The sequence below is a fragment of the Actinomycetes bacterium genome, from assembly GCA_022396035.1.
In the GTDB taxonomy this organism is placed as follows: domain Bacteria; phylum Actinomycetota; class Humimicrobiia; order Humimicrobiales; family Humimicrobiaceae; genus Halolacustris.
On the sequence record JAIOXO010000009.1, the window covers coordinates 27300 to 39628 of the forward strand.

General features: G+C 39.0%; 10 protein-coding genes. 4 read left to right on the plus strand and 6 right to left on the minus strand.

Going from position 1 to position 12329, the window contains the following annotated elements:
- Window positions 1-4 precede the first annotated feature (4 nt).
- On the plus strand, window positions 5-1318 hold the full coding sequence (gene hflX / locus K9H14_04350; GenBank protein ID MCG9479423.1) for a GTPase HflX: 1314 nt from the start codon (window positions 5-7) through the stop codon (window positions 1316-1318).
- Here hflX and lexA read toward each other — a convergent pair.
- Both lexA and ilvC read right to left on the minus strand, forming a co-directional pair.
- The gene (gene lexA / locus K9H14_04355) at window positions 1315-1959 is read right to left on the minus strand and encodes a transcriptional repressor LexA (protein MCG9479424.1); all 645 of its coding nucleotides are present in this window, start codon (window positions 1957-1959) and stop codon (window positions 1315-1317) included. The two genes, hflX and lexA, sit on opposite strands and share 4 nt — an antisense overlap.
- A gap of 83 nt (window positions 1960-2042) precedes the next feature.
- Window positions 2043-3044 carry a ketol-acid reductoisomerase gene (ilvC, locus tag K9H14_04360; protein MCG9479425.1) on the minus strand — a complete coding sequence of 334 codons (1002 nt, stop codon included), beginning with the start codon at window positions 3042-3044 and terminating at the stop codon, window positions 2043-2045.
- A gap of 150 nt (window positions 3045-3194) precedes the next feature.
- On the opposite strand from ilvC, the gene K9H14_04365 reads away from it, so the two are divergent.
- The 3 genes from K9H14_04365 to dut all read left to right on the plus strand — a co-directional run bounded on the left by K9H14_04365 (window position 3195) and on the right by dut (window position 5657).
- Complete coding sequence (locus K9H14_04365) at window positions 3195-3485, plus strand: hypothetical protein (protein MCG9479426.1); 291 nt, start codon at window positions 3195-3197, stop codon at window positions 3483-3485.
- A gap of 67 nt (window positions 3486-3552) precedes the next feature.
- A complete protein-coding gene (locus K9H14_04370; GenBank protein MCG9479427.1) occupies window positions 3553-4755 on the plus strand; it encodes an MFS transporter in 1203 nt (400 codons plus the stop codon).
- A 464-nt stretch (window positions 4756-5219) separates the two neighbouring features.
- Window positions 5220-5657, plus strand: coding sequence for a dUTP diphosphatase (dut, locus tag K9H14_04375; protein ID MCG9479428.1), 438 nt, complete (start codon window positions 5220-5222; stop codon window positions 5655-5657).
- Between the two features lie 526 nt (window positions 5658-6183).
- On the opposite strand, the gene K9H14_04380 is transcribed toward dut, so the two are convergent.
- The 4 genes from K9H14_04380 to K9H14_04395 all read right to left on the minus strand — a co-directional run bounded on the left by K9H14_04380 (window position 6184) and on the right by K9H14_04395 (window position 12327).
- A complete protein-coding gene (locus K9H14_04380; GenBank protein MCG9479429.1) occupies window positions 6184-7983 on the minus strand; it encodes an L-fucose isomerase in 1800 nt (599 codons plus the stop codon).
- Window positions 7984-8017: 34 nt separating this feature from the next.
- Entirely contained in the window at window positions 8018-9262 is a 1245-nt protein-coding gene (locus tag K9H14_04385; GenBank protein ID MCG9479430.1) for a methyltransferase, read from the minus strand.
- A 12-nt stretch (window positions 9263-9274) separates the two neighbouring features.
- A complete protein-coding gene (locus tag K9H14_04390; GenBank protein ID MCG9479431.1) occupies window positions 9275-10102 on the minus strand; it encodes a hypothetical protein in 828 nt (275 codons plus the stop codon).
- Window positions 10103-10443: 341 nt separating this feature from the next.
- Window positions 10444-12327, minus strand: coding sequence for an aldehyde ferredoxin oxidoreductase family protein (locus tag K9H14_04395; protein ID MCG9479432.1), 1884 nt, complete (start codon window positions 12325-12327; stop codon window positions 10444-10446).
- Window positions 12328-12329: the final 2 nt, after the last annotated feature.

Below are 12329 nucleotides of genomic sequence, written 5' to 3' on the forward strand. Positions count from 1 at the left end.
TTAGATGAACTCAGTACCCGGCAAAGCAAAAACAAAATATCTGGAAAATATTAGAGACAGTAGGGAAAAAGCATTACTGATATTCATAAAAAACAGGAAAAACCGTATAAACTTTGACCAAAATGTCAAAGAACTTCAGAACCTGGCCTTGAGCGCAGGGGCGGATGTTGAGGATACGGTTATTCATTCCCAGGATGAGCCTAATCCCAAATACTATATAAGTACAGGGAAATTGGAACAGATAAAGGGTATAGTAGAGCAAAAGGGAATAGGGCTGGTAATAATTGACGAAGAGATTATTCCTACCCAGCAGCGTAACCTGCAAGATAAGCTTAAAACTAAAATTATTGACCGCACTGCCCTGATACTGGATATATTTGCCCAGAGGGCCCACAGCAGGGAAGGAAAGCTGCAGGTTGAACTTGCGCAGTTGAACTATTTGCTTCCCCGGCTCAGGGGCAGGGGTATAGAACTGTCCAGGCTGGGTGGAGGAATAGGTACCAGGGGCCCGGGGGAGACCAAACTGGAGGTAGACAGGAGAACCATTCGTAAGAGAATAAGCCAGCTGGAAAAGAAGATAAATCAGATTGGTACCCAGCGCAAAACCCAGAGAAAAAAAAGAAAAGCCAATCAGACACCGCAGGTGGCCCTGGTGGGGTATACTAATAGTGGAAAATCTACCTTGTTGAATACTCTAACCCAATCCAGGGTGGAAGCAAAAAACATGCTGTTTTCTACTCTGGATTCAACAGTGAGGAAGCTAAAATTAGGTCCGCACCAGCATCTGCTATTATCAGATACGGTAGGTTTTATAGAGAAACTCCCGCATCAGCTTATAGCTTCATTTAAATCCACCCTGGAAGAGGTAAAACAATCGGATCTGCTGCTGATGGTAGTGGATATAAGCAATACCAATTACCCCAACCATATTAACAGTGTAAAATCGGTTTTAAGGGAAATAGAGGCTCATCGTAAGCCAATTATTTGTGTATTTAATAAAGTAGATAAGGTGGATGCAGAGATTGTAAAAAGAGCCAAGCTTAAACACCCTGGTTCAGTGTTTATTTCTGCAATAAAGGGCACCAGTCTGGATGTTTTGATAAATAAAATTGAACAGAATTTACAAAAGGATTATATAACCCTGACTGTCAAGCTGCCTTACAGCAAAAACAAATTAATATCATCGGTGTTTGAACATTGCCAGGTGCTTAATAAAAAATATCTGGAGGATAGTGTGCTTTTAACCTTGAGCGCTGATTCCCAGTTTTATTCCAAGCTTTCCGATTATATATATAAGGGAAGTCTTAGCGATTATTAAAAATACTTCCTTACAACTCCAATTACTTTACCAATAATGGAAACATCCTTGGTTACTATAGGCTGCATATTATCGTTTTCAGGGATCAGTTTTATTTGTTTTGAGGTTTTAAAGAACCTTTTAACAGTAGATTCGTCATCCATCAGGGCAACTACAATTTCCCCGTTTAGAGCTGTGTCCTGTTTTCTAACTATTATAAAATCCCGATCCATTATTCCAGCATTTATCATACTGTCACCCCTAACCCTTAACACAAAAACAGGATTATTTCCTTTAACGAAGTCACTGCTTAAGGGAAAATAATCTTCAATATTTTCCTCTGCCAGTATGGGAGTACCGGCAGCAACGTTACCTACCAGGGGAACCATGACGTTGTTATCGGACTTAAAATCCGGGGCAGGGTTTAGCATGGCAGTAGTTTTCTTCAAAACTTCAATAGCCCTGGGCTTGCTGGGGTCTCTTTTTATATAGCCATTCTTTTCAAGTTTCTTTAAATGGGAATATACTGTAGCTGACGAGCTTAAACCTACAGATTTGGCAATTTCTCTTACTGTAGGGGGATAACCGTTTGATTTCAGGGAAGATAAGATAAACTCTAATATCTTGGTTTGTTTGCCGCTTATGTCAGAATTTTTATTCATATATATATTTATGAAAATTAACTGTTGCTTTGGATTATAGCAAAAAAGCGAACCTATGGCAAACATAGGTTCGCTTTTTATAATTAGTCCTGTTCTTTATCTATCCAGGTCATCATCTTTCTTAGTTTCTTGCCTACTACTTCCACCGGGTGGTTTTCTTCTCTTTTCTTTATGGCATTATATACTGGTCTTCCTGCTCTGTTTTCCAGAATCCATTCCTTAGCAAATTGGCCGGTTTGTATGTCTTTTAGAATCTGTTTCATATTCTCTCTGGTCTGTTCGGTTATTATCTTTTTGCCAATCAGCATATCACCATATTCAGCGGTATCACTTATAGAGTCTCTCATGGTGGAAATACCGCCTTCATAGATTAGATCTACAATAAGTTTCAGCTCACTTAATACTTCAAAGTAGGCAATCTCAGGCTGGTACCCTGCTTCAGTCAAGGTGTCAAATCCAGCCCTTATAAGTTCGGTGGTTCCCCCGCAGAGGACAGCCTGTTCTCCGAACAGATCGGTTTCGGTTTCCTCCTTGAAGGTGGTGGTAATTATACCAACCCGGCCGGCACCTATGGATTTGGCATAAGCAAGCGCATAGTCTTTGGCCTTGCCTGAATAATCCTGATAAACGGCTATAATGGAAGGAACACCGCTGTTTTCTGTAAACATTCTTCTTACAATATGGCCCGGCCCTTTGGGGGCTATCATTATTACATCTACATCGGCCGGAGGTACAATCTGGTTGTAGTGAATGTTAAAGCCATGGGCAAAACAGAGGATGTTTCCAGCTTCCAGGTTGGGTTCTATGTCTTTGTAAAAGATGCCGGGCTGTAGCTCATCGGGCAAAAGTATCATTATTATATCTGCCTGTTTGGCTGCCTGGGCTGCAGAATAAACTTCAAAGCCTTTATCTTTAGCCCTTTTTGCAGGCTCGCTTCCTTCCAGCTCACCAATTATTACTTTCATTCCGCTGTCTCTCAAGTTCTGTGAATGGGCATGTCCCTGGCTGCCATAGCCAATAATTGCAAAGGTTTTGTCTTCAAGCATACTGCTGTCAATATCCTTGTCATAAAATATCTCTACCATAACTCCTCCTACAAATATTATTTTAGCTTCATTTTAAAATAATTATGTAAAAACATAAACCTAATTGAAAGAAAAAATAAAAATTTTGTTGACACAAACATATGTTCGCTATATTATTATAAGCAAACACATGTTCGCTTGGAGGTATAGATGAAAGCAATAAATATTTTAAAAACAACTTTTTTAGTACTGGTAATCTTAATAACTGCATCCGTAACCCTGGTGGCAGTTTATTTTAATATTGGTAAAATCAAGGGTGTTGATGTAGCTAAATATACTCAAATAAGAGTAGACTCACCGGCCAGGGTAGAGGAGATAGCTGCCATTTATTCAGATCCCAATATTAAAGATAAATTTATAGACGAAACCATGCGTCTCAACACTATAAGCCCCTCTGGTTATATCAGCGGACAAACGATAATAATACCTGTTTTTGAGTAAGTTTTCCTTTTATTTACCTGGTAAATATTATAAACTTTATTGAATTGTTTTCTATTTTTTTAATTTTATGGTCAATGACAGGTGGGGGCAGTTTAAAGGTTACTGGATTGAATTTCCAAACTTTTTAGCCATATTAATATTTTCCATGTACTTTCTTTTACCCAGCCCAATTCTGCTGGACATAAGCAAAGATACTGGATTAAGCACTGCTAATCTAAGCCTGATGTTTACTCTTTTTATAGTGGGAGGAATAACAGGACAGCTGACCTCTGTATTTTACAGCAGGAGATTTAAGAGATTACACATAATAATTGTTGCCTTTGGTTCGCTTATACCCATAACTCTTATATTTTTATTTTTTAATGTATCCCTGATCCTGTTTTACATCCTTTATTTTCTAGCCGGATATATCCTGGGATTGTTATGGATACAGGCTAATGCAAATGTATTTGAGAGCAAAGTTAAAAATAAAGATAGACTTACTACTGTGGCTTTAACTTTTTATCCCATCGGAGCATTTTTTGCGCCGATGATAGCTTCAAGTATAGTAAAAAATAACTTGAACTGGAAAGGCATATATATAGTATTGCTGGTACTTATAGTGGTAACTTTAATCCTTTATATAATCAATGGCAAAAAGATGGGCTCCAGTATGGTGGAAAGTGAAAAAAATGTGGCCATATCTGAAATATTTAAAAATAAATATAATAATATTCTTTTGCTGCTGGTTACTATCTCCATTATAACTTATTGTCTGGCAGAGGCGGTTATTTCTACCTGGGCTCCCACATTCTATAGAATGGCCCGGTTATTTAATGTCCAGGAAGCTGGATTTATAGGCTCAACATTTTGGGGTTCGATAATAGTAGGGAGGGTTCTGGTAGGTTTTCTGGCGGGTAGGGTAAAAAACTATATTATCATGTTGTCTCTGGCAGCAATTGCGGCTATATCCATCATATTTGCTGTTTTTATGCAGGAAAAGATCATGGTTTATATAAGTATATTCTTTACCGGTATCGGATTTTCAGGCCTGTTTCCGCTATTGGTGTCTTCAGGCAATAAAATTTTTCCCAGGGGTAAAGACCTTATAGCCACTATTTTGTTTGCGGCAGCCAATATAGGCATTTCACTGGCTCCTTTTTTAACCAGGATTATTTCCGAAAATAATTTGAATTGGTCCATTCTTATATCTTCAATTTTTATGATGACTTCATTTCTGTTTATTGTAGCTCAGTCCATCATGGCTAAAAACAGGGGAATGGATCTTTAGAATTTAGTCACTGCCCTCTCTCTGCATAGAAAATATCTAAATTAAACCATGAAAATAATTTGTAATTATAGCTGCAATGGGTGTAGAATATTAATAAATCATATAAAAAGAATAAAAGTATAGTTTTTTCGAAGGGGAAATGAACTATTCTTGAAAAGTAGAAGTGGTGTTTTTCTATTAAAGGCACCACTTTTATGATTTTAGAAGCAAATTAACTTATCTAATCTTTACATCAATAAATCTTCTATTTTTTAAACATTAAAGTTTGAATATAATGGTATAATTAATGTTTAAGTTTAATGTTTTATATTCAATTTATACCTGATAGTTAAGTTTAAATTAACATTAAACGTAACATTTAATATTTAAAATATTTATATTTTAGGTAGAATATGTATCAGTTATACAAAAAAACAGCTATAATCATGGCAAGAAAGCAGACTTTTAAGGAAGGAAAATAAAAAATGGTTAATATTAATATAAAATTACTGGATAAATCCATAAATATTCCCAAATATGCCCATGGTGGTGACGCAGGATTAGATCTGTACAGTAGAATTGATTTAATTTTAAAACCATTTGCAAGATCGAAGATACCTACTGGAATACAAATAGCTATACCCAGTGGATACGCTGGATTTGTTCAGCCAAAGTCTGGATTAGCCATTAAGAACGGAATAGCCCTGGTGAATAGTCCTGGATTAATAGATTCGGGCTTCAGGGGTGAAATATGCGCCATATTAATAAATTTAGACAAGGAAAAAGAGTTTAAAATAAATAAAGGCGATAAAATATGCCAGTTGGTGATACAAAAAGTGGAAAAAGCTGGCATATCAATAGTTAAAGAATTGGATGCTACCAGCAGGGGAGAGGGTGGCTTTGGATCCACCGGCAAGTATTAATAAATACATATTATATATAAAGTATATAAAAATTAAAATACCTGTTTAAATCAATTCATGCTGCCTACAACCATTAATAATTAAATTCCTAAATATTTGAGGCCTCTATGGGTATTATAACGCGGCCAGGATAACAACCAATCATATAAATATAGCTGATTTAGAAAAGAGATTCCATTATAGGGATATAGGGAAATATAATTAGCAAGCAAAAAGAATATACATAAATTAGAGAACCAAAACCATATACTGGGAAACAGTTAAAGATAGGATGGTACCAAAAATATCAACAAAAGTCATTTAATAGAGAAAAGTCTGACAGCCCTCAGCCAATAGATGAATAAATAATAGTTCCGATAATATATATTATGTAAACTTAATTACATTTATTTAATTATAAACACCTATTCCAATTTGTCAACCCTACTCGCCCATTTTTTAATATATTACTCTTACTACTAATAAAAGAGTGTGAGAGTCAGGAGTTGACTCTCACACTCTTAATATGCTTTATTTATATAATTAGTTATACCTTCTTATACAACGCTCCAAAATTCTGGCATGCCCTGTAATCTGCTGCTTCCATCTCTTTGGTACCAAAAGCAGACCAGGCTGCAGGCCTAAATAGTTGGTCATCGGTAACATTATGCATGGCCACCGGAATCCTCAGAAGTGAAGAAAGCGTAATCAGAAGGCTGCCTATATGCCCATAACTAAATACAGCATGGTTTACTCCCCAGTTGTTCATAAGGGTATAGGTATCATTAAAGGGTATTTTTCCAGTAATTTTTGGAGCAAACCAGGTATTGGGCCAGGTAGGATCGGTTCTGTCACTTAAGATCTTGCCCACCTTATCCGGCAAGGACACAGCATAGCCTTCCGCAATCTGCAACACAGGTCCCAGGCCTTTTATAAGGTTAATCCTGAACATGGTTACCGGCATATCGCCCCGGGTTACAAAATTTGCCGAAAAACCGCCTCCCCTGAAATATTCCACTGAAGCCGGTCTAAACTGAGAATTAGACAACATATTATTTACATCATCGTCAGTTATTTCCCAATAAGGCTTCATGGCCGGCTGGCCATCTATGGTTTGCTGGCCGGTTCCATCCAGGGCTGCTGAACCGGAATTTATAAGGTGGATTATTCCAGTTACAGCTTTGCCTTCAAGATCATAACCGGTTATCCTTTTCACTGCTTCCGGGCTCCAGAAGGTTCTAACATCAGCAAAAACCTGTGCGGTATCGGTTAAAAGATGACCAAATATCATGGGTACAGCGTTTAAAGCATCGTTCTCTGTGGCCATAATATAGGGCTGCCTGATACCATTCCAGTCAAATGAAGAGTTGAGTATAGTTTCAGTAAAGTCGCCATTGGGGAAATAGTCAGTCCACTGTCTCTGGCCCTGAAAACCAGCTGCCAGAGCATTATGGCCCATAGCTTCTTCAGCATAATCAATATCTATAAGATTGGGGTTTCCTACCATAAGGTCCCTGGCTATAAGGGTCATCTTTACTACAAATTCCCAGTCTGCGTCCTTTTGCTGCCTGGTTCTCTGCATATGTTCAGGATTGTTGTCCGTACCTTCGGTGCAATTGTTTTTCACCCAATTTAGAGCTTTCTGGTATTCCTGTTGGTCAAAGATTCCCTCTTCTACCCTCCTTATTATCTCAGTAGAGTCCGTATATTCACATCTCATACCCAGATAATCTTCAAAGAAATGGGGATCAACAATGGAGCCGGCTATCCCCATGGAGGTATTTCCTATGGAAAGGTAAGATTTTCCTCTCATGGTAGCTACTGCCAGACCAGCCTGGGCAAACTGCAGCAGCTTCTGAGCTACATCCTCAGGTATGGAAGTGTCGTCTGCATCCTGTACGTCTTTTCCGTATATGCCAAAGGCAGGAAGCCCTTTCTGGGCATGAGCCGCCAATACTGCTGCCAGATATACGGCCCCGGGCCTCTCACTGCCGTTAAATCCCCATATAGCCTTGGGTCTGGTAGTATGCATATCCATGGTTTCAGAACCATAACACCAGCTGGGGGTAACGGTAATGGTGAGGCCTACACCTTCTTTGGCAAATTTATCATCCGCCATGGAAGCTTCGGCTACTCCCCCTATAGTTGTATCAGCGATCACGCATTCCACCGGATCGCCGGAAGCATGTCTTAGATTTTCTGTCAGCAATTTAGCTGCAGATTTAGCCATATTCATGGTTTGATCTTCCAGGGATTCCCTTACCCCTTTTCTGCGCCCGTCAATAGTGGGACGTATACCTATTTTGGGAAGTGTCCCTATCAATCTGTTCTTAAATGAGTTGCTCATTTTTTTCTGCTCCTTTATATGTATTGATTCTTATTTAATATTTTCCGTAATCATAGGCTGCTTCCAGCATGGCAATTACATTTTCTGGAGGCACATCAGCTAAAATGTTATGTATCTGGTTGAATACCGCTCCACCCCCATCTGCCAGTATTTCCACTCTTTCTTTAACATCCTCTCTTACCTGGTCAGGAGTTCCTTTGGCCAGTACATCCCTGGTATTACACCCTCCGCCCCAGAAAATTATATCTTCTCCAAACTCCTTCTTTAATTTTTCAGGCTCCATGTCCTTGGCGGTTGTTTGAACCGGGTTAAGCACATCAAGCCCTGCCTCAATCAAACCTGGAAGTAACTTATATATGGAACCACATGAATGCAAAAATACCTTACAATTACTTTTTTCATGTACAAAATCCCACATTTTCTTATGACGGGGCTTAAATACTTCATCATAGACTTCCGGAGACATAAAAGGACTGTCCTGGCCTCCAAGATCATCACCAAACTGTAATAGATCCACATACTCCCCTACCCCATCAATTACTTTTTCGAGCTTAATCAAATTTCTCTCAACCAGAGTATCTAATAGGTGCATGGTATTTTTTTTATCAGTGTACATATCGATCATAAAATTGGCCATTCCCCTTAAAAAAGTTCCTGTTTCAAACATGTTACATCCAACAGAAAGTACGATAGAGTAATCAGTTTCCCGGTACAGCTTTTCTATTCCCTTTACAAACACATCAAACTGTTGCTCATTAAAGACATCCAGGTGCCATGGAGGCGAAGGTACTGCCCACATATGTTTATCCAGATCCTGGTGGTTAAATTCTTCAGGAATGGATGGAAGATCCTGATAAATCCAGAAACATTGGTCTACATAAAGAGAAGATGCAGGTTTTTTACCCAGCCTGGTTCCATCCTGATCCAGTATAAATACAGTGTTCTTTTCATCGATTTCTATATTAAGAAATTTTGGTATCAGACATTTTGAACCATCGTTTAAGGTCCAGGTCCTCCAATCATCTTCATCATTTAAAAACCCCTGCCCGGCATCTATGGCGTCTATATGGAAATGTTCCATAACCTCTGGATGAGGAAAAGAAAGCTGTTGAATAAAGTCATACATTCTGGGCAGCTTGCCCTTAAATCCTAATTTACCTAATAGTTTATTATAAGCAATAGTAGATATACCGGAGGATCTCATACTGCCCAGATCAATGGGCATCCTGTCAGCTGTTTTATGATTCAGTATTTTTTTGACTCTTTCCCTGGAATTCATTTCTTCTCCCTGCTAATATTTGCCAAAATCCTTTAAGGTTTGCCACCAGGCCATTATATTCTCCGGAGGCACCGAGCTCTGTATGATATGAATAGGAGCAAAAATAAAGCCTCCGCCCGGGGCAAGATCGTTTATCCTTCTTTTAGTCTCCTCAACTACCTGCCGGGGAGTTCCAAAGGATAGAATATTATTATCACAGGAGCCTCCCCAGAAAGTAAGGTGTTGTCCAAATTCCTGTTTTAATGCCCTGGTTTCCATCCCCCTGCAGTTTACCTGTATGGGATTAAGAATGTCTGCTCCAGCCTCTATCAGTAAAGGAATAGCCTCCTTTATGGCTCCATCACAATGGAAAAATATATAAACCTTTGATTTTGCGCAGGTTTTAATAAAATCAAAAAGTTTCTTATGATAAGGCCATATAAGTTCCTCATATAATTGCAGAGACACCAGTAGGCTATCCTTATTTCCCAGGTCATCAGCGGTGGATACTACCAGAACATTCTCGCCAACTGCCTCCAGTGCCCGTTTCCAGTACTTCATTTTTATTTCCAGAAATTTGTCCATAATCGCATGAACCATTTTTTTATTGGTGAGCATATCCATAAAGAATTGTTCATAACCTCTCATCCACATGGCATTTTCCCACATACCTGCACTCATTCTTTCCAGAAAATAAGCCTTATCATTCCCGACTACCCGGTCAGCCTTTTGCTTGAGACCTCTAAACCTGGCTTTATCCGTGGGATCAGGCCAGGGATAGTTTTCAATATCAGCTACGGTCTCTGCATCCCTGAGAGGACTTTTATAAATATCGTAATAATGCCCGCCGCTTGCCGGCATCCTGTATTCAATTCCAAATTCATCTATTAAACCACAGTAACCGTCCTTTATCCCTAATTGTTGGGATAAACCCGGTTTGCCGGGAGGGTTTGGAGACACATTGATTATATCAATATCCAGGCATTCAATAATATCTTCATCTATTTTACCCAGCTGGGTTATGGTATCCCAGACCTCTGCTTTGCTCTCCAGACCCAAGTAGTGCCTGAGTTTATTCAAGGCGATAACATTTATTCCTGCCACCAGGGCTCCACCCATATCAAAAGGAACTCGATCAGGTTCCTGATGTTCAAGCGAAGCTTTTACTCTTTTATAACTTGTAAATTTATCCAATATATCTTTTATTTATTGATAAAGTCAGTAAGATCCAGCTCCAGCAGTTTATGGTAAGAAGGTTTTCCTTCCTGGTCCCATCCGGCAAGCTGGTAGTAGAGTTGTCTGGCTTCCATAAACTGTTGTTTGTCTATTTTCAGACCCTCAAGAGGGCCATTTTCAATAGGCTCAAATATTCTCTCCGGGAGCATATCCTCCTCCGAATTTTCCCTCAGGGCAAAAAGTTTGTACATGTTTATCCTTTTTTCACCAATCTTTATAAGCTCAAATAAAGAGCTTTCCCATCCGGTAACTGTATTTACAATGTCCACCAGGTGCTGAAAATCAAAAAACCTGACTGGAGAGAAAGCAAAGATACAGGCGCATAAAGCATCAAGCATCGAGAATGCCGGTTGAAGCAAGAAAAACATCCTCACTTTCTGGTGACTTAAGCTATCAGCTTTAAGCCGGTCGTATACGGTAAGAGGGGCAACTTTATCCATAAATAGTCGATCTGCATTAAAATCAAAATCCGTATCATGCTCTACCACCGTATAATATGGCCCGATTGGTGATACTGCATATCCCAATCCCAGCATTTGTTTGATTCTGGGCTCATGGAAGGGCAGTTCCATCCCCTTTACATGCATTGCCATGCTCTTGGAACCCTTTATATGGGCAGAAGCAATGCTTACCCCTTCTGCTAAAATATTTCCAATAGATTTTCTCTCCACAATCATTCTGGTCAGCTTGAGCATAGTTTGAGGGTCACCCCATTTTAAAGACAAACCCATAGTTTGGTCCGGACTGATAAGCCCATTTTCATAACACTCAACAGCATAGCCCAAAACATTGCCCAGAGATGTGCCATCAATTCCATAGTCACAGATCATATTCCATAATTTTAAGGTGGATTCCATGTCATCAACCAGAAGATTATAGGAGGTAGCGGCCAGGCTTTCCAGCTCTATCAACCCAAAATCAGGATTGAGGCCGATATCCTTCAGGCCAGGGATTTTTTTCTTGCAACCTCCAGTACAATTTGCACAATTAATATTGTCTGGCGGATATTTGTCAGTGATGGTAAAACCATCTATTTTTTCCGAGCCGTCAAAGGATGAGAAATGAAAATTTTTTGCAGATAACATTCCCTGTTCAGACAACATTCTAAGATATCCGGCATTACTGGCCCTGCCGTGTTGATTCTTGTTCAAAGGATTGCTTAAAAAATTATTTTTAAAATAAAGAGACAAATCCTGTAATTTTTTATCATTATAAACAGCAATATTTTTTTGACCTTTAACACACAATGCTTTTAAATTCTTGGAACCCATAACTGCGCCTACACCGCATCGGGAGCTTAAAAAACAGTTATCGGTAATTATGGAAGCAAAGCGTACCAGCCTCTCCCCCGCAGGGCCGATAAGTGCGATACTATGATCTTTCAAACCTTCATTTTTGGATAGAAGGTTATAGGCGTCAGAGGTACAAAGACCCCACAGGTTATCAGCATCCAGTATTTTAATATCATCGCCAGTTATAGTTATAAAACAGGGCTTTTCCGATTTACCCTTTATGATAATGGCATCAAACCCTGCCTTTTTAATCATTTCACCCATAAACCCTGGGGTAGTAGACTCTCCTACCCCATTAGTTAAAGGAGACTTGGTAACCACATTATGCATAGCAGTGCCGGGGCAATCCACACCAGTGATGGGTGAGGTGGAAAATATAAGAAGATTATTTTCAGATAATGGGTCTGTATTAGGCTTTAGATATTTGAGTAAAAAATAAGCAGCCAAGCAGGCTCCACCAAAATATTTGCGGTAAAATTTGTCTTCTAATTTTATAAATTCTACCTGTTTATTGGTTAAATTAATCTGCAGTACTCTGCCATTGTAACCATAAGACATAA